The following is a 17,235-nucleotide window of genomic DNA, read 5'->3' on the forward strand; positions in this document are numbered from 1 at the left end:
ACTGAGCGCCGAGCAAATGCTCGGCGCTTTTTATTTATTGCTCAATGGTACTTGCCAACAATAAACAAGCAATCATACATAAAAAAGCGACCATAAAGGCCGCTAAGATTTACTGCTATAGGGAGTTGTTTAAGATTCTTTTACTGGCAGAACCTGTTTGACGTATTGTCCTGGCGCTTCATCAATAACCGGATGGTTTTCTGAGCCAATAGGGAAAGGCTCAACTTGCTCTTTAGGGTTGAATTGGAGTAACCACTCGTTCCAGTGTGTCCACCACGATCCCTCTCTGTGTTCCGCGTTATTCAACCACTCATCAGCAGAGTCATCCAAATTATCGTTCAACCAATAACCATACTTATTTTTAGCTGGAGGGTTCACGATGCCCGCAATATGACCAGACTCACCGAGGACAAACGTTTTGTTACCACCCGTGTTCAGCGCACCACGGTAAGTTCCCTGCCATAACGCAATATGGTCTTCTTTCGTTGACACAAAATAGCTAGGAATTTTGATCTTATTTAGATCAATCCATACTCCACCAATTTTGACGCCTTTATCTTGCACCAGCTTGTTCTCTAAATAGAGCTCGCGAAGCAAGAAATTGTGAGATGCAGCGCTGACGTTGGTGCTATCGCTATTCCAGTACAACAAGTCGAAATCAACCGGACTGTTACCCTTCAAGTAATTGTCGACGTAGTAGTTCCAGTACAAGCTGTTTTCACGCAGTAAACTAAACGTCACGCTTAAGGAACGGCCGTCCATATACCCTTTTGCGTTATTTTGCGCTTCAATTGCACTAACAATGGTGTCATTGATATACGCGCCGACTTCACCTGGTTGAGAGAAGTCGAGCAACGTGGTGAAGAAAGTGGCAGACTTAATGCGCTTCTTCATACGTTTTGCAGCGTAGTAGGCAACCGTGCTTGCTAAAACAGTACCACCGATACAATAACCAGCAGCATTGATTTGCTCTTGTCCTGTTATATCTTCAATTGCAGCGACGGCTTTCACTACGCCTTCTGTCACGTAGTCACCAAACTCTATGTGCGCTTGTGCCTTGCCTGGGTTGCGCCAAGACATCATAAATACACTGTGCCCCTGCTCTAACAACCATCGAACCATTGAGTTCTTTGCTGTTAAATCAAGGATGTAGTATTTATTGATGAAAGGTGGGACGATGAGCAGCGGCGTCGCATTCACTTTCTCTGTTAGAGGTCGATATTGAATCAACTCAAACAATTCGTTTTGAAAAACCACATTGCCCTGTGTCGTCGCAACGTCATCTCCCACGCGGAATGCATTGTTATTCGTCATACGAATTTTTAAAATGTCTGCGCTCGACTCAACGTCTTCTTTCAACTGCTCTAAGCCTGCCAGTAAGTTTTGACCGTTTTGCTCAAGTGTCAGCTTCAAAAGCTCTGGGTTAGTGGCGATGAAGTTGGAAGGAGAAAGGGCGTTAATGGCTTGGCGAGAGAAAAAAATAATACGTTCTTTCGTCTTTTCATCTAAGCCTTCCAAAGACTCGATGGTGTCCAGATAGGTCTTACTAAATAAAAGGTAGGATTGTTTGATGAAGCTATACATGGCTTCATTTTGCCACGCTTCGTTTGAGAAACGCTTATCCCCTTTTTCAGCTTCGACGATTTGTGCTTGGTTCCCTGCCAATGCAACATTCTGCCAAATTTGCAGCTGCTGTTCCCACCACTGTGCTTGCAGCTTTAAAATCGCAGCAGGCTGATTCGCAGCTTGTTCGAACAGTTTGGCAGTATCCTCAAAGTTCACTTCTTGCATGGCCTTGTTTAAAGGAGAGTTCACGACTGCCTTGTTCACTTCGAAATCATGCCACCACTGATGATTGGTTTCCTGAAGCTTCACAAGATAGTCCGAAAAGAAGTGTTGAAACATAGTCTTACTCCTATATTCGGAAAAAACAACGCCGCCCAAATCTAGGGGCGGCGAGAATCGGACAAATTACGCTGGAGTAACAGTCTTTAGATTTTCCGAAGTCATTTTCTCAACGTCTTCTTTGAACTCTTTTGCAATCGCTTGAAGCTTGTTGCTGTCATCCATCATTTGTTGAGAAAGTTTAGTAAGTACGCTTAGTTGCTGACTGTTGAAAGCAGTCAATGACGTTACGTCTTTGATTTCTGTCGCTGCTTTCATCTGGTTTAGACCCACTTCACTGTATGTGCGAATGGCGTTCAATTGAAGCTCGGTCAACACTTCTACGTTTTTTGTCACTAGCTTGTTGAACTTCAAGTAAGGTTCTAGATTTTTTTCAGTTTGATCGCTAAATGTTTTGAAGAAATCTGTGTACATGGTTTGTCTCCTAGAGAAAGAATTAAAAATGTCCGTTTAAATAATTACTTAACTGTCTTTACAACCACAGCCGTGCCCATGCCGCCGCCCACACAAAGTGAAGCAACGCCATATTGACCATTTTGCTTATGAAGCTCGTGAACCAGCGTGACTAAGATTCGGTTTCCAGATGCACCAAGCGGGTGTCCTAGCGCGATAGCACCACCGTTAAAGTTCGCTTTATCTTGAATCGCGTTAACTGGAACTTGGTTTGTTTCCGCCAACTGATGAATCACGCCAAGTGCTTGCGCTGCAAATGCTTCGTTTAACTCGTAAACGTCGATATCATTTACTGTGAGTTCTGCTTTTTCGAGTGCTTTATTGACCGACTCAACAGGACCTAGGCCCATGATCTTCGGATCAAGACCCGATTGCGCATAGCTTACGATCTCAGCAAGCGGCGTTAATCCATGCGCTTTAACTGCGCTTTCAGACCCCACGATAATCGCACTCGCTCCATCGTTAATGCCTGATGCATTACCCGCAGTCACAGTGCCTTCGCGGTCAAAAGCAGGACGTAGCTTGCTTAAGGCTTCCATTGTCGCGTTCGCTTTTGGGTATTCATCCGTATCAAACATCACGGTTTCACGGCGTTGCTTTACTTCCACTGGCACAATTTCGTCTTGAAATTTGCCAGCTTCGATAGCGGCTACCGCTTTCTGTTGGCTAGACAGCGCGTATTCGTCTTGCTGCTGGCGAGTTAAGCCGATTTGTTTTGCTACGTTTTCTGCCGTCACACCCATGTGATATTGGTTGTAAACATCGGTTAAACCGTCCGCTACGAGCAGATCTTTTAGCTCCAGATTGCCCATTTTGTTGCCATCACGAATGCTGCTTGGTGCAGCAAACGGAATCTGAGACATGACTTCAACACCCGCTGCTACAACGATCTCAGCATCGCCACTACGGATATGGGACACGGCATCCATGACCGTTTTCATGCCACTACCGCAAACCATGTTTACGCCATATGCAGGAACAGATTCAGGAATCCCAGCAAACAGTGCCGCTTGGCGGCCAACCCCCATTCCTTGACCTGCACCAACAACGTTGCCGACAATCACTTCGTCAACCTTGTCGCCAGGCAACTTTGCCGCTTCCAACGCGCCTTTAATCGCTACTGCTGCCAGATCGCCAGCAGAAGTATTTTTCAGGCTGCCACCAAAAGCACCAATTGGAGTACGCTTCGCTGCTACGATAAATACTTTTTCCATCATCTTCTCTCCTTAGTGCATGTATAAGCCGCCGTTCACCGACAAAGTCTCTCCGGTGATGTAGGCGCCCGCATCGCTGACCAAGAAGCTCACTGATGCTGCAATTTCTTCTGGTGTCGCAAGACGTTTCATCGGAATTTGGTTCGTGATGGATTCCAGCACTTCTGGCTTCATTTGCTCAACCATTGGCGTACCCGTGTAACCCGGAGCGATAACATTAACTGTCACACCCGAGCGAGCACCTTCGTATGCTAAGGCTTTAGAGAAACCGATCATCCCAGCTTTCGCCGCCGAGTAGTTTGCTTGACCAAACTGTCCTTTAAGACCATTGACTGAAGAGATATTGATGACACGACCACCGCCTTTTTCGCACATTGCAGCAAAGAGGGGTTGCGTAACGTTGAATAAACTATTGAGGTTGGTATTGATGACATCATTCCAAGCTTGCGCAGTCATCTTTTTAAACACGCCATCACGTGTGATTCCTGCGTTGTTGACAACAACATCAATGGTTCCTTCCTCCCCAAGCAATTGCGCCAATTTCTCTGCACACTCTGTCGTGTTTGTTACATCCAACTCAAAAAGGCGAACCTGATCTTTGGTAAACCCTTTGCTGTTGAACCACTCCAGCGCACATTCGTAGTTACCTGTGAAATAAGTAGCGATTACACGGTAACCGTCATTGACTAATTGAGAGGAAATAGCAGAACCAATTCCGCCTTTTGATCCAGTGATCAAAGCGACTTTCTTCATTGAAGACTCCATTCTTAACGGCATTTAAAAAGCAAACTTAATACACTGATGAAATAGTTCACCAACTGACGTGTTTATTTATTCTTTTGACAACCAATCCCGTGCTGCCTTTATTTTAAGTTAACCTAGAAATATTACATTTCAAATAAAAAACTCATCCAATTGCATAAGATTGATTTAGATCTCATTACCCGTGAAATGTTATAAAATGGTTAATTTTACATAAGTCATTGTTTTAAATCACACTTCCACAAAAGCCACACCAACAGAAATAGAAACATAATTATTAAATATCATGCACTTACATACAGAATGGTAGACGTTACATTATGTCATGATTTAAGATCTGAATTTTAAGCCTATATGATTACAACAAACTTGAGATTAGAATAATAATTCAATTATCAGTAAAAATAATTATCAAACATATCATTTAATTACTGCATTTAATGATAATTTGGTTATCAATTCGATTATTTTAATACAGTGATGATTAATACCGATAAAATATAATAAATTAAATATATTTAATCTAAAAATGATATAAGAGCTTGTCTCATATTGGTGCAATACGCACTATTATGACGCATAGATTAAAATATAATTTCATTTTAAATTTATATATTCGAAGAACATCAACTAGCTACTAGTGAAAGTAATCGCTCGCTTTGTAGTAGCATCCTTTTCCACTTTGCACTATCTTTGTGGCTTCTCTTTAATCACTAAATCATCAACAGATATGAATCTTGCATTGCTCAGTATGTTCATCCCTACTTTCTTTTTTGTCTCAATCACGCCTGGTATGTGCATGACTCTCGCCCTAACGTTAGGTATGAGTATCGGTTATCGTCGCACGTTATGGATGATGATAGGAGAACTTCTCGGTGTCGCGCTGGTGTCAGTCTCTGCGGTGTTAGGTATCGCTGCGATTATGCTCAATTATCCTTGGATGTTTATCGCGTTAAAGTTCATTGGTGGCGGTTATTTACTCTATCTTGGAGTTGAAATGTGGCGGTCGCGAGGGAAACTTGCGATTAATGTCGACAACTTAGAAACACCAAAGAGTGACAATATCGCACTTATCATGCAAGGCTTCGTTACCGCAATCGCAAACCCAAAAGGCTGGGCATTTATGATTTCTCTTTTACCGCCTTTTATAGACCAAAACGCAGCACTTGCACCGCAACTGATCATACTTGTCTCCATTATTTTACTGTTTGAGTTCATTTGCATGTCTCTGTACGCTACTGGTGGTAAAGGGTTGAAACACGTATTAGGTCAGTCTAAGAATGTACGTCTAATGAACCGTATCGCAGGCACTTTAATGATGGGAGTTGGTGTCTGGTTGCTACTAAGCTAAGGCAAACTGGAAACAATGAAAAATATTCTGAATAAAATCGCTAAAGTCATGGGTGAAGTATTGGACTTTCAAGCCCGAGTTTGGGTTGTGAACGTCTATAGCGGTGAGCATAAAGGCGAGTCTTATGTCGTTAATGAAGATGCTTTCTCTGTACCTCTTCAGTGGATGAAGAAGAAAGGCTACCAAGAGCCAATGTTGAATAAAGTCGAAGCAATGAAGCGCTCACAAGTCTTAGAGTTCGACTTGGGACTTGTGAAACATCGCTTGATGCGCGTGAAATAAGCACAAAAAAGCGCCACTCAAGATGAGTGGCGCAAGCACTTTTACCTTAAAAGAACGATGCTATGGCGCAGCGTCGATCTCAACAGGCAGATAATGTTTCGGCTCCAGTTTCAACCACTCAGGCAGCACAGTACCAATCGAAATCGAAGACCATGTACCCGACAGAACGCCAATAAACATGGCGGTTGAGAAACCAGCCAAAGGCGCTCCTCCCATAATCCATAATGCACCAACAGTGATCAATGTCGTACCAGATGTCACCATAGTGCGTGAAAACGTCGCAATAACAGCTTGGTCATTGATGTCTTCTGTTTTCCAACTCTGCTTCGCAATCAACAGCTCACGGATTCGGTCTGCAATGATGATCGAGTCATTCAATGAGTAACCTAAAATCGCCAGCACAGCAGCAAAAACGGTTAAGTTGAACTCCATTTGAGTAATTGCAAAGAAGCCAAGCACTAAGATCACATCATGGGCCAAAGCAAACAGTGAACCACTCGCTAAACGCCACTCAAAACGGAAACACAAGTAACCGAGAATACTCAAGACACAAATCAACAATGCTAAGCCACCTTGTTCAAACAAGTCTTGGCCAACTTGAGCGCCAACTATACTGTTGCTGACAACATCAACTTGGTGAGAGATTGGCTTCAACACCTCTTCTACACTTGGCAACGTTTGTCCATCTTCCGGCGCAGAGTAACGAATCACCCAACGGCCATCTTCACCAGAGCGTGTCACTGACGCAGATTCACCAAGCTTTGGTTGCAGAACGTCAAGCAGATCATGGTTAGTTAGCTGCTTATCTACCTTTACTTCTGTCACCATACCGCCAGTGAAGTCCAAACCTAGGTTCAACCCTTTAAAGCCTAGAGCGACGATCGCGATCACCGTTAAAATGATGGAAACTAGCGTAGTAAAGTAGCGAATTTTACGAATATTTTGTTTTAGCATTTCGACCATGATTAAACCCTCACATCACGACGGGCATCGCGGCCCCAAATTAAATTGATCATTGCTCGAGAGGCAAATACGCCTGTAAACATACTGGTTAACAAACCTAATCCGAGTGTTAAGGCAAAGCCTTGGATTGGGCCATTACCGATGGCGTACAAAATCACGGCGGTGATCATGGTAGTAATGTTGGCATCAAGGATGGTCGAGAATGCGCTGTCAAAGCCAAGATCAATCGCTTGAGCGAAGCTGCGGCCTTCACGCATTTTGTCCTTAATACGTTCAAAGATAATAACGTTGGTGTCTACTGCCATACCGACGGTTAACACTAAACCGGCAATACCCGGAAGCGTTAGAACCGCTCCTGGTAACAAGGCGATTAAGCCAAGCAAACAAAGCATGTTGGCACAAAGCGCCACGTTTGCTACCCAACCTAAGCGGCGGTACCAAAGTGCCATAAAGGTCAGTGTTAGTCCCATACCTAAAGCCAGTGCTGCAAAACCGTTTTCAATGTTTTCTGCCCCCAGAGAAGCACCGATAGTACGCTCTTCCACAATAGTAACCGGCGCAGTTAGTGAACCCGCTCGAAGTAATAGCGCCAACTGCTGCGCATCGTCCATGCTACCTGCCCCAGTAATACGGAACTGGCTACCAAGTTGAGATTGAATAGTCGCGACGCTGATAACGCGCTCACTACGCTCAGTTACACCGCGATCGTTTGTTTTGTACTCTCGGTAAACGGTCGCCATTGGCTTGCCGATGTGAGTTGCTGAGAAGTCGCTCATTTTCTTACCACCAGCGTGGTCAAGAGAAATATTTACTTCTGACATACCCATTTTGTCGACACCAGCACGAGCGTTTACGATGTGCTCACCCGTTAGGACTGGTCGTTTTGCCAAAATCACCGTACGACCGTCATTGTCTTGAAGAACAAGATCTTGGCTGCTGTGTGCTTGGCTCGCATCTTTCACTTCATAAAACGCCAAGCTTGCTGTTGCACCAATAACGTTTTTCGCTTGAGCAGGATCTTGTACACCAGGGAGCTCAATTCGAATGCTCTCTTTACCTTGGCGTTGCACTAGTGCTTCTGTGATACCAAGTTCTTCAATACGACCACGCATGATCTTCAGGTTTTGTTGAAGAGTCGACGATTGAAATTCTTGGATATTTTGTTCACTCGGTTCAAGCACAAAGCCACGAGATGAACTTTTTGAAATCCAGCCCGGGTAGTTTTGACGCAAGAAATTGTTCACTTCCGACAATGCTTGCTCGCTGTCACTGTTTACCGTAATTCGGTTGCCACTTTCTGCTCGAACTTGCACACCACGAACACGTTGATCACGTAGATTCGCTTTGATTTCATCAATCAACGCATCACGTTGTTCTTCAAACGCTTTATTCACATCAACATTCAACAAAAACTGAACGCCACCACGAAGGTCAAGACCGAGCTTAATTGGGCTAAAGCCCATCTCATTCAACCATTCTGGCGCAACCGATACGTATGAGAAAGTGATGCTGTCGTCTTTATTTAGCTCTTTGTTTAACAACGCACGAGCTTTACTTTGCGCATCTTCACCATCGAATACAATGGTTGTTTTGCCGTCTTTTTCGATGATTTTGTCGGCTGAAATATGGTTGGTTTTTAGCAGTTGATTCAGATGAACAACCGACATTTCACTGTTGTTTTGCTCCGAAAACGTCAACTGGATAGAAGGCTGTTCGCCAAACCAAGTTGGTATAGCACTTAGGGTTAAAATAATGACCGTCGTGATTAATACTACATATTTCCAAGCTGAGTAGTGATTCATCAGCTTTCTGTTCTTTTGCTGCTTTGGTGTTTTTTTCATGTAAACATCATCCCTTCACGATGAAGTGAAGCTTTTAATAACAAGGCTTAACACACGACAGATGCTCCCAGAATAAATTCAGGGTATGAAATGCTCAGAACGCTCACGTCCTGTCGAATACAATCGTCGTGTTAAGAGTGCACAATGGTGCAAATAAATGGTGTTTAGGCAGAAAACTGACTATTGAGTGCGACGTACATGGCATTGGTCTCTTTCCAACCAGAAATGCGATGATCGCTTGTGAAATGATAAAATGTGGACTGGTTGTGACGCCAGTTAATGTCCATCAAGCTGTATGCGTAACCCGCATCAGCGTAAAACGGAGTAGTGAGATCGCCGACAAAATCTACGTGCTCGTCATCAAGCCCTTCCCGTAAGTAAGACGTCCAGCGCTGAGAGTTAAACAAAGCAACGGAATCGAGACTTGCATGGCCTTCAGATACTGGAGATTGAGAGCTTTCTTCTGAAACTTCAGAAAAATCGACGGAAGAGTTTGGCGATACACTTACGGCTACAAAAGGTTGTAGCTTAGAAAAGTGCGGTACGTGAGCCTTGTGGTCGATTTGCGCAGCAGATACATGCACTGGTAGCAATACCATTGCAAATAGCAGCAAAATCAACTTTCTAAGGTAAATCCAAGGCATAGGAACTCACTAAAAACACAAAGAGCCAAGTTAGGTCACTTGACTCGTTGATAGTATTCCTATTGATTATGGTTCACAACTAAAAAGTTATAAATCTCTGATTTCAGGTTTGCATCGTTATTGCATTTATCAAAACGTCTTTAGAAAACTAGTGTAATTGGTGGTGAGTTATCGATAAAAAATATCGCCCTTATCAACATCTAAGTAGATCTTGTTCTCTTGCTCCAAACCGCCACAATAGATGAAGTAAACGTTGCGCTTTTTGAACGTCACAGAACGAACCCAGCCTCCGAGCTCCTCAAAATCACTCGGATCACAGGTTTCATCGTCTAACAATTGCTGTGTTTTCTTACGGAAAATATCCAAGTGAACTTTTAAATCATCCGACTTCTGTAGGTATTCATCCAATATCTCTAAGCGCTCTTGCTCTTTAATAACTGGCTCTGCATCCGATAACCCTTCAGCATTCAACCATTCGGCTTTTTCTTCACCACCCTCTTCATAGACAAGATAGCCGGAGATTCGGTACCACCCATCTACTTTTTCTAACACCGATACTTTTTCTCCCTTATAGAGCGTATCGACAACTAAAGCATTAAGGTTAGGCTTGTTGTAAACATTGACACGACGCTCAATAACGTAGTACTCGGTAACTTCCGGGGGAGCGGCTTCTAAATCCAGAATCGGTTTGGATGTTTCTTTTTGCAGTGAGGATTGCTCGACTTGCGTAGCCTTTGGTGCTTCAGGTTCATCTTTCTGCATAAAGAAGAAATAGTATCCAGCCCCCGCTCCGCCGAGCAACAGCATGACAATCAATGCGACGAGAATTTTCTTCATGCCCTTTTCCTTTTCATTCTTTATTCTTTATTCTTATCCCACCAGCAGCACGCATGTCGTAGAAATTTGGGTATATACTCAAAAGAGCAGGTCAACTAACGCGAGCAATAATGATCAACAGACTCAATTGGATACTACTATTTCTTCTGTTCCCGATAACGGGGCACGCCAATATTCAATGTAACCCATCGTCGTGGAATGACAATCTTACCCAATTCAATCGTTTAGAGTCCAATTACAATCAGCATGTTGAGGTATTCAATACACTTTTGACCGAACATAAACAGCGTCAGTTATTGTCCGAAACCTTTTCACTGCATGAGCTCGTGCTACTTTGGCGTGCCAAGTCGAACCAAAATGTGTTCAAAGCGCAATTAAAAGCATCGATTCAATACAAAGAAGAGCTCACAACTAAAGCGAATCAGCTGCTTAAATTGAGCACACAATCCCAATGGTCAGCAAATGGGTGGGAGATACTGGCCCAGAAGTGCCGCGAGTCAAACAAAACAGCCAATCAAATAACTGCGGAATGGTATAACACCAACGCTTTGGAACTTGCTGAAGATTACAAGCGCCTCTCTTCACAATATCAAACTCTGTCACAAGTCTATGATAAAGAAGCCCGAGCGCTTCAATACGCTCAAGATGTTTCGAAGTAAAAACAGAGCCAGTTTTGAATAGACGATGTTGGTTTTTCACTCCAATATTGGACGTTATTCGTGCTTTTTATCTTTCCTTAGTCGTGAATGATATCAAATGTAAATAATGGGATTGTTCCCTTTGACAAACTTGACTAAACCATGACCAAGACAATCAATTTATAGAGACATACGTCACATTAATGCTTTACTTATGGACATTTTTTGGTTAGTTTAGCCATTAATAAAATTTAATAAAAAGTCACATTTGGCTGGAGATGATGCTACAAACATGGTTATCAATCGATTAAGTAACAGGGAATGTCCTAATGCTACCAAAGCCAAGTTTTTGTCAGTAGTTAGGCACGTAAAAGAGTTCGGTTCAATCAGTGATTTGGATCTTTGTAAAATCTTCGGAGAAACAATATGGAGTGATGGGAGGGAATACCATTCAGCCGCGTTCTCATTCAAGGTTGATAGATACACAGGTAACTGTGAAATCTCACAATACAAAAACCAATAAGGCTTAAGAATTTATTAAGCGGAGTCAGGAAACGGACTCCGCTTTTTTGATCATGGCAATCGTAAAGTCGTGCTCGGAGTATCCCTCAATCAATCGTGTATTCGGACACAGCAACCGACAATAGCGAAAGACACCTTCTTTATTGTGCGACGCTAACATTTTCATGCTGGGTAGTTTGGATTCATCCAACAAGTTAAACACACAACCTTTCTCTGTCGCTCGGAACATTTTATCAATCATTTCAATGGTGTGATTTGGGTTGGTGGATTGATAGTTCAATGATCCGGAAGCAAAAACAAAATCGCAACGAGGCAATACCAACGTTGAAAAGTCACCACATATAAACTTACTTTGCGTGCGAAAATCTCGTTTTCTGGCTTCAGAGATAAATTGTTTTTGCTGATCAATGCCAATATAGCTTTGAGGATGCCCCCCCGTAAGTTCGATAAACGCTAACAAGTCTCCGTAGCCGCACCCAATATCTAAAATACTTGAACCGTCTAACATTAACCCTCGGCACAACGCCTCAAAACGGCTGATCTGACTATACTTATCTGCCCATCCCAGAGTTCGGGCTCTGTCTTTACCAAACTGTCTATATCGCTTTCGATGATAGTGGGCAATCTTAAGTCTATCGAAAAATTTCATCTTTCTTATGCATAAATCGGCAAACTGCCATTTCCTTTCACTTGTCTAATCGCCAGGTGGGTATGAATATCTTTCACATTTTCTAATCGCTGTAACTTTCTAGTAAATGTTTCATAACCAGCGAGATCTTTACTGACCACCTCTAACAGGTAATCATAGGCCCCTGATACGACATGGCATGAGATCACTTCATCCATCTCAACAACGGCATGTTCAAACTCATCAATCGAAGAAGCTTGGTGGTTATTTAAACTCACTTCAACAAATACAGTCATCGCGATGCCTACAGTGTCTCTGGACACAATAGCTCGATAACCACTAATTACACCTTCCTGCTCCAAACGCTTAATGCGCCTTGCACAAGGTGATGCCGATAGCCCTACTTGATCAGCAAGTTCTGCAGTTGTCAGAGTGGCATCCTTCTGCATTAGATTGATAAGTTGCCTGTCAATTTTATCCATTTATTCTTCCGTGCCTTTAATCACTAACAATTAACACTTATACGCAATTTATCACCAACATCAAGCCTAATTACGTCAAACTTTGCCCCCCTTTGGCAAGAGTTTTATTCAACAATTAACACATCATTTACAAATGGACATGTCGATAATGATCTTGGGATACGCAGCTATATTAACGACCTTACTGCTTTGGTCTGGTTTCTTTATTTCTTTAAAAGGGGGCGCAATTTCTGCCTTGCAGCCAGCCGATATCGCGTTAGTTCGCTTTCTCATCCCAAGTATAATTTTATTACCATTTGTGATTAAGCATAAACAGTCGCTGCGCGTAGTGCCTAAACGCTACCTGGTTGGTGTTGTGGTTGGAAGCGGCCTTCCCTATCTTCTGGTCGTCGGAACGGCTATGCATTTCGCTCCCGTGGCGCACGGCAGTGCATTAGTACCTGGCACTTTGCCATTGTTTGTTTCTGCTATCGCGGTACTTTGTTATCAACAGTCGCTGAGTGCTCACCGCTTAATCGGGCTTTCTACGGTGTTGTTAGGGATTTTCGTATTCCTTCTTTCTAATAGCGGCGCAGAGTACAACTGGTCTCAGTTGCAAGGGCATATCCTGTTTCTAACTGGCAGCATCATGTGGGCTGCTTTCACCATCAGCGCTCGTGTCGCTAATCTTAATGCACGCGTCTGTGCAGGATTCGTTGCAATCGCGTCTTTGGCTCTACTCATCATCGCCGTTGGTTTCGGGTGGGTAGACAGTTATTTGGTGGTAACACCGTTCAGCCAGTGGCCATGGGAGGAGTTATTTGGCCACGCGATGCTACAAGGTGTTGGCGCAGGTTTAATCGCTTCTTTCACTTTCATTTATGCAATTAGGATCATCGGTGCCGAAGCCAGCGCTGCTTTTGGTTCATTAACTCCAGTCGTCGCGACACTTCTTGCCGTTCCAATTTTTGGTGAACAACCAGATTCTCTCACTTGGTTAGCGCTGATGTTGGTCACATGCGGCAGTATTGTGGCAAGCCAAATCTTTATGAAAGGTGGAATGAGCCAAACTTATCGCCCACCACTTCACAGATAGCGATGATTTTACAAAAACTTATGCCTTACTATCTTGAATAACAAAATGGCGTTTTGATAGCCTCAGCTTAACTAAAAAATTAAAACGCCAATGTGATGCCAGCCACTCATACTAAAGATGAACTGCATAGGTTTCTCAAACCGGGAATGAAACTTTCTACTAATTTCGAATTTGGGCCTAAGGATCAATATACGTATTCCACCACCTATCTTGGGATGAAAGAAAATGCTTATTTGATTCTTGATATACCAATGCGTTTGCTTGAAGAGCAAGTGATGAGAAAACTCCCCAACGCCGATGTCATCGTGCGTGGTGTATCAGATACGGAGTTAGGCCATGTCATTGCGTTTAAGTCCAGCGTGCTGACGACGACCGTTCGACCATCCCCCCTTTTGTTTATCCGCATTCCAGGAACATTTGCAACCAAACCAGTTCGGGAACATGAGCGTTACAAGTTGCAAATGGACTGTAACGTTATTCATGCAGGGAATGTCTACGACGGCAGCCTTATCGATTTCTCTCTAGCAGGTGTTGGTATATCAACCTTGATTGAGCCCGAATTCAACGTGGGTGAGAGTGTTACCATCGAATGCCCGTTAAGCCACTATATCGGAGAAGAAAATCGATGTGTCATTGCCAACATTAAGAAATTGGTGAAGGGATGGGTAGTTGGAATTAAGTTTGCCAGTCCCATTGCGATGACTCACGAACTAAAAACAGAGTTACTGGAGCAATCCTTTCTAACCAGTAACGTCTGAACTTACTGCTCGCTAAAGCGCGTCGCCTCAAAGCTGTTGAGTATTCTGTGAACCGTATAGGTCACAAGCAGCGTCGCAACAATAGCAAACAAAATACTGCTCACGCGATACAGCGCACTGAACATTAAGTCACCATCCGGAGTAAGATATTGGCCGAACAAAATGCCTAATGTGGTTAAACCGCCAAATCCGGCTCCCGAACCGCTAGACTCTTTCACGTGCATATAACTGAACATCATCGCACCAATCCAAAGCAATGGGACGATAAACAATAAGGTATCCGACCAATCGTATAATACAAGTTGTCCGACAACACCAAAGGTCACCCCCATCAAGGTCCCCATTGCTCTTTTTCGCGCATACCCTAAAGCACCGTTCCAATGCATAGGAAACAATAAAAGTAAGGTTGTCGCCTGAGCAGACATAGAGTCACTGAGGTCAAATAGCTGGAATACAAGGAAAGACATTGTAGCGATACTCGCCCCCATAAGGGCTTCATGACGCATTCGATGACTCTGTTTAGGCTGCGACGGTTTCGCTGGTGGCTGACGAGGTTCCGCATCGGGAATCAAAAATGTCACCACATAAGCAACGATCACTGAAATAACATTCGCTTGCAGGTTGCTAAATATTAGGTCATTTAAGTCAGTGGTTGGATAACTCGCAAAATGCAGCATGATGCTTAAGCTCAGTACGCTGTTCGCTCCAAATAAGAACAAGCTCCCTTTTGACATACAGGCGAATTTATATAGGAACAACCCGAATGCAATGATTGTCATCATGCCAGGGTGCCCACCAAATAACCCACCAAGAACACCAACTTCTAATCCACACACAACCGCTGAAAAAATCAGTTGTCGTGCGGCATGTAGACTCATGACTGGCACCATTCCAAGTAACAGCATCGGGGTTACAGTAAAGAATACGCCATAGTTCCAACCAAATACTTTACATAAAGTGAAACCAATGGTCGCACCAGTTGCAATGCGCAAACACTGACGGAAGTCGTTTTCCGACATGGGGTGGTCCCATAACTTCATATCGCCTCCTCGTTAATAAATATAATGAAGAAGACTCAAGAATTGGATCTGGCACCTCGCTAACCAGCCAGATAATGCGTTTTCTGGCAACAACTGCACGGTTGCTCGTGCCCCTGCTGGAAATGCGCGCTGCTGAGGTTCATCGATAGCTAAATGTAAACGTAAGCGCTGCGCGTCTCTCACCCAACGGTTTGAGTCAGTTGGTGTTGCTAAGCGACCATCCGCATCGAATTGACCCGAGCTGACCCCGGCATCCACACTCGTAATACGAGCTTCAAATACATCACCAGGTAAGCTATCAAAAGCCACTAACGCACGGCTGTTCTGATTAAAGTGTCGTAAACTCTTTTCACGAAAGTCGGCAATGATATCCACGTCATCGGAGACTAAAGCGACAAGAGGTATACCAGCTGCCGAATAGGCCCCCGTCTCCAGCTGCAAGTTAGCGACAACGCCATCATGTTCCGCCGAGACTTGAGTGTAAGACAGATTAAGTTCCGCTTGTTTTAGCTGGTTTTGCGCCACGCGGATATTCACATTCGTCGCGCCTAAATCACCGCGGTTTACTTCCAACTCTTTTAAACGAGCACGTGCGGCCAGTAAGTTCGCTTTAGCTGCCGTTGCACTGCTCTGTGCGTCATCGCGCTGCTGTTGCGAAGTACCATTACGGTGAAACAGGGTATTAAGACGTTTCGCTTCGCGAACTTTTTGTTCCGCCACGATTTTGCTCGCTTCAACGTCTGCTTTTGCCGCCGCAATAGAAGCATCAAGTTGTTCGTTGTTTTGAATCACACGCTCAAGGTTAAGTTGAGCCTTTTCTACGGCGAGCTGATAAGGCTGGGGATCAATCTGAAATAGTAGATCGCCTTGGCTTATTTCTTGGTTGTTGGCAACATAAAGATGTGTAATCTGCCCACTCACACGGGGGGCCACTTTAGTTACCACACGCGTTGCCATTGCCTGAGGCGTCAACGGCATGGCGAGATCTGCAACTAGAAAATAGGCAAAGACAAGGACAAACGCGACGCAAGAATATTTGATCCAACGTGCGAATTTTTGATCTGGAGTCATAGGCGTTTACTTCTCTTTTTATTCGGTTTTCTGACTTATTCGCTAAGTGAATCAAGCGCATTGTGAGCAATCTGATCAAGAATCAATGAAAGCTGCTGAAGTTCCTGGTCGTTGATGTCCGTTAGGAGCTTGCTTCGAACTTGAAGAATTCGAGCCTCCATTTGCTTTAGTAGGGTTTTCCCCTCTTCTGTGAGGCTAACAATACGTGCTCGCTTATCGTGTTCACAGCAATGGCGAACGATCAGAGATTGCTCTTCTAATAATTTTAATGTTCGCATCAACGACGCTAACTCGATCTCAAGCGCTTCAGCCAAATGCTTCTGACTGATGTTGTCACCCATTCGATAAAGCTTCCATAACGCAGTCCAACGCGGATACGTTAGGTTTAAAGGCTCTAACTCGCGATCTGCAACCATTTTCCACAAACGAGCAACACGAGATAATTTTTCAGCCAGAGAAAGGTCTCGCAAACTGTTGATGTCTTGAATCATAAGCTCTACTCAATTACTTAGCGTGCTAAGTAATATAAAATAGTTAGCACGCTAAGTAAATATCTTTTTGTGATTGAAATCACGTTGGGTGCGTCAGTGAAGGGGCAGAAATCTAAGTAACACAACACGATGTTTGAATTTGAAATGCAGCGATGTACACAACAAACGTCGAGACCAATAAAGTCTGATTTGTATAAGAGTAAAAGGGTCAGATACAAAAAAGCACAACCCACAGTCATGGTGTTGTGCTTTTCAGATAATGAATAATTGGATTATCC

Annotated in this window: 18 protein-coding genes; 5 read left to right on the forward strand and 13 right to left on the reverse strand. The window is 43.7% G+C overall.

What is annotated here, in order from left to right; translation table 11 throughout:
* Positions 1–129: 129 nt before the first annotated feature.
* The 4 genes from phaC to R7O03_RS00435 all read right to left on the reverse strand — a co-directional run bounded on the left by phaC (position 130) and on the right by R7O03_RS00435 (position 4,325).
* Complete coding sequence (gene phaC, locus R7O03_RS00420; protein WP_213883397.1) at positions 130–1,905, reverse strand: class I poly(R)-hydroxyalkanoic acid synthase; 1,776 nt, start codon at positions 1,903–1,905, stop codon at positions 130–132.
* 66 nt (positions 1,906–1,971) lie between these two features.
* Positions 1,972–2,319, reverse strand: a complete 348-nt coding sequence (locus R7O03_RS00425; RefSeq protein WP_005373550.1) for a phasin family protein — start codon at positions 2,317–2,319, stop codon at positions 1,972–1,974.
* 44 nt (positions 2,320–2,363) lie between these two features.
* Complete coding sequence (locus R7O03_RS00430) at positions 2,364–3,572, reverse strand: acetyl-CoA C-acetyltransferase (RefSeq protein ID WP_104976598.1); 1,209 nt, start codon at positions 3,570–3,572, stop codon at positions 2,364–2,366.
* Between the two features lie 12 nt (positions 3,573–3,584).
* Positions 3,585–4,325 carry an SDR family oxidoreductase gene (locus tag R7O03_RS00435; protein WP_005373555.1) on the reverse strand — a complete coding sequence of 247 codons (741 nt, stop codon included), beginning with the start codon at positions 4,323–4,325 and terminating at the stop codon, positions 3,585–3,587.
* A 739-nt stretch (positions 4,326–5,064) separates the two neighbouring features.
* On the opposite strand from R7O03_RS00435, the gene R7O03_RS00440 reads away from it, so the two are divergent.
* Both R7O03_RS00440 and R7O03_RS00445 read left to right on the forward strand, forming a co-directional pair.
* A complete protein-coding gene (locus R7O03_RS00440; RefSeq protein ID WP_021035942.1) occupies positions 5,065–5,685 on the forward strand; it encodes a LysE family translocator in 621 nt (206 codons plus the stop codon).
* Between the two features lie 15 nt (positions 5,686–5,700).
* Positions 5,701–5,967 carry a hypothetical protein gene (locus tag R7O03_RS00445; RefSeq protein WP_005373566.1) on the forward strand — a complete coding sequence of 89 codons (267 nt, stop codon included), beginning with the start codon at positions 5,701–5,703 and terminating at the stop codon, positions 5,965–5,967.
* 60 nt (positions 5,968–6,027) lie between these two features.
* Here R7O03_RS00445 and secF read toward each other — a convergent pair whose 3' ends face one another.
* The 4 genes from secF to R7O03_RS00465 all read right to left on the reverse strand — a co-directional run bounded on the left by secF (position 6,028) and on the right by R7O03_RS00465 (position 10,252).
* Positions 6,028–6,930, reverse strand: coding sequence for a protein translocase subunit SecF (gene secF, locus R7O03_RS00450; protein ID WP_005373567.1), 903 nt, complete (start codon positions 6,928–6,930; stop codon positions 6,028–6,030).
* 2 nt (positions 6,931–6,932) lie between these two features.
* Positions 6,933–8,771: a protein translocase subunit SecD gene (gene secD, locus R7O03_RS00455; protein ID WP_086047504.1), complete on the reverse strand. Its 1,839-nt coding sequence runs from the start codon at positions 8,769–8,771 to the stop codon at positions 6,933–6,935.
* 164 nt (positions 8,772–8,935) lie between these two features.
* On the reverse strand, positions 8,936–9,415 hold the full coding sequence (locus tag R7O03_RS00460; RefSeq protein WP_005373572.1) for a hypothetical protein: 480 nt from the start codon (positions 9,413–9,415) through the stop codon (positions 8,936–8,938).
* Positions 9,416–9,583: 168 nt separating this feature from the next.
* Positions 9,584–10,252, reverse strand: a complete 669-nt coding sequence (locus R7O03_RS00465; RefSeq protein ID WP_005373574.1) for an SH3 domain-containing protein — start codon at positions 10,250–10,252, stop codon at positions 9,584–9,586.
* A 110-nt stretch (positions 10,253–10,362) separates the two neighbouring features.
* Here R7O03_RS00465 and R7O03_RS00470 point away from each other — a divergent pair, with 110 nt between their 5' ends.
* Positions 10,363–10,911, forward strand: a complete 549-nt coding sequence (locus R7O03_RS00470) for a hypothetical protein (RefSeq protein WP_017635183.1) — start codon at positions 10,363–10,365, stop codon at positions 10,909–10,911.
* Between the two features lie 526 nt (positions 10,912–11,437).
* Here R7O03_RS00470 and R7O03_RS00480 read toward each other — a convergent pair.
* Together R7O03_RS00480 and R7O03_RS00485 are read right to left on the reverse strand one after the other, a co-directional pair.
* Complete coding sequence (locus R7O03_RS00480; RefSeq protein WP_085569145.1) at positions 11,438–12,061, reverse strand: class I SAM-dependent methyltransferase; 624 nt, start codon at positions 12,059–12,061, stop codon at positions 11,438–11,440.
* 5 nt (positions 12,062–12,066) lie between these two features.
* Positions 12,067–12,522, reverse strand: a complete 456-nt coding sequence (locus R7O03_RS00485; RefSeq protein WP_005373581.1) for an Lrp/AsnC family transcriptional regulator — start codon at positions 12,520–12,522, stop codon at positions 12,067–12,069.
* Between the two features lie 148 nt (positions 12,523–12,670).
* On the opposite strand from R7O03_RS00485, the gene R7O03_RS00490 reads away from it, so the two are divergent.
* Entirely contained in the window at positions 12,671–13,597 is a 927-nt protein-coding gene (locus R7O03_RS00490) for a DMT family transporter (RefSeq protein WP_318131371.1), read from the forward strand.
* Between the two features lie 95 nt (positions 13,598–13,692).
* On the forward strand, positions 13,693–14,355 hold the full coding sequence (locus R7O03_RS00495) for a flagellar brake protein (protein ID WP_064369362.1): 663 nt from the start codon (positions 13,693–13,695) through the stop codon (positions 14,353–14,355).
* Positions 14,356–14,357: 2 nt separating this feature from the next.
* On the opposite strand, the gene R7O03_RS00500 is transcribed toward R7O03_RS00495, so the two are convergent.
* The 3 genes from R7O03_RS00500 to slyA are packed head-to-tail and all read right to left on the reverse strand — an operon-like array spanning position 14,358 to position 16,957.
* On the reverse strand, positions 14,358–15,395 hold the full coding sequence (locus R7O03_RS00500) for a DUF2955 domain-containing protein (protein WP_065275183.1): 1,038 nt from the start codon (positions 15,393–15,395) through the stop codon (positions 14,358–14,360).
* Between the two features lie 12 nt (positions 15,396–15,407).
* A complete protein-coding gene (locus tag R7O03_RS00505) occupies positions 15,408–16,466 on the reverse strand; it encodes an HlyD family secretion protein (protein WP_318131277.1) in 1,059 nt (352 codons plus the stop codon).
* 35 nt (positions 16,467–16,501) lie between these two features.
* Positions 16,502–16,957, reverse strand: coding sequence for a transcriptional regulator SlyA (slyA, locus tag R7O03_RS00510; RefSeq protein WP_017635177.1), 456 nt, complete (start codon positions 16,955–16,957; stop codon positions 16,502–16,504).
* Positions 16,958–17,235 lie beyond the last annotated feature (278 nt).

The organism is Vibrio sp. Vb2960 (assembly GCF_033337665.1).
Classification (GTDB): Bacteria; Pseudomonadota; Gammaproteobacteria; order Enterobacterales; family Vibrionaceae; genus Vibrio; species Vibrio alginolyticus.

What these genes read in the sequence shown, in the direction of transcription:
- phaC (WP_213883397.1), bottom strand. Translation starts at nt 1,905, where the DNA reads ATGTTTCAACACTTCTTTTCGGACTATCTTGTGAAGCTTCAGGAAACC.
- R7O03_RS00425 (WP_005373550.1), bottom strand. Translation starts at nt 2,319, where the DNA reads ATGTACACAGATTTCTTCAAAACATTTAGCGATCAAACTGAAAAAAAT.
- R7O03_RS00430 (WP_104976598.1), bottom strand. Translation starts at nt 3,572, where the DNA reads ATGGAAAAAGTATTTATCGTAGCAGCGAAGCGTACTCCAATTGGTGCT.
- R7O03_RS00435 (WP_005373555.1), bottom strand. Translation starts at nt 4,325, where the DNA reads ATGAAGAAAGTCGCTTTGATCACTGGATCAAAAGGCGGAATTGGTTCT.
- R7O03_RS00440 (WP_021035942.1), top strand. Translation starts at nt 5,065, where the DNA reads ATGAATCTTGCATTGCTCAGTATGTTCATCCCTACTTTCTTTTTTGTC.
- R7O03_RS00445 (WP_005373566.1), top strand. Translation starts at nt 5,701, where the DNA reads ATGAAAAATATTCTGAATAAAATCGCTAAAGTCATGGGTGAAGTATTG.
- secF (WP_005373567.1), bottom strand. Translation starts at nt 6,930, where the DNA reads ATGGTCGAAATGCTAAAACAAAATATTCGTAAAATTCGCTACTTTACT.
- secD (WP_086047504.1), bottom strand. Translation starts at nt 8,771, where the DNA reads ATGAAAAAAACACCAAAGCAGCAAAAGAACAGAAAGCTGATGAATCAC.
- R7O03_RS00460 (WP_005373572.1), bottom strand. Translation starts at nt 9,415, where the DNA reads ATGCCTTGGATTTACCTTAGAAAGTTGATTTTGCTGCTATTTGCAATG.
- R7O03_RS00465 (WP_005373574.1), bottom strand. Translation starts at nt 10,252, where the DNA reads ATGAAGAAAATTCTCGTCGCATTGATTGTCATGCTGTTGCTCGGCGGA.
- R7O03_RS00470 (WP_017635183.1), top strand. Translation starts at nt 10,363, where the DNA reads ATGATCAACAGACTCAATTGGATACTACTATTTCTTCTGTTCCCGATA.
- R7O03_RS00480 (WP_085569145.1), bottom strand. Translation starts at nt 12,061, where the DNA reads ATGAAATTTTTCGATAGACTTAAGATTGCCCACTATCATCGAAAGCGA.
- R7O03_RS00485 (WP_005373581.1), bottom strand. Translation starts at nt 12,522, where the DNA reads ATGGATAAAATTGACAGGCAACTTATCAATCTAATGCAGAAGGATGCC.
- R7O03_RS00490 (WP_318131371.1), top strand. Translation starts at nt 12,671, where the DNA reads ATGATCTTGGGATACGCAGCTATATTAACGACCTTACTGCTTTGGTCT.
- R7O03_RS00495 (WP_064369362.1), top strand. Translation starts at nt 13,693, where the DNA reads ATGCCAGCCACTCATACTAAAGATGAACTGCATAGGTTTCTCAAACCG.
- R7O03_RS00500 (WP_065275183.1), bottom strand. Translation starts at nt 15,395, where the DNA reads ATGAAGTTATGGGACCACCCCATGTCGGAAAACGACTTCCGTCAGTGT.
- R7O03_RS00505 (WP_318131277.1), bottom strand. Translation starts at nt 16,466, where the DNA reads ATGACTCCAGATCAAAAATTCGCACGTTGGATCAAATATTCTTGCGTC.
- slyA (WP_017635177.1), bottom strand. Translation starts at nt 16,957, where the DNA reads ATGATTCAAGACATCAACAGTTTGCGAGACCTTTCTCTGGCTGAAAAA.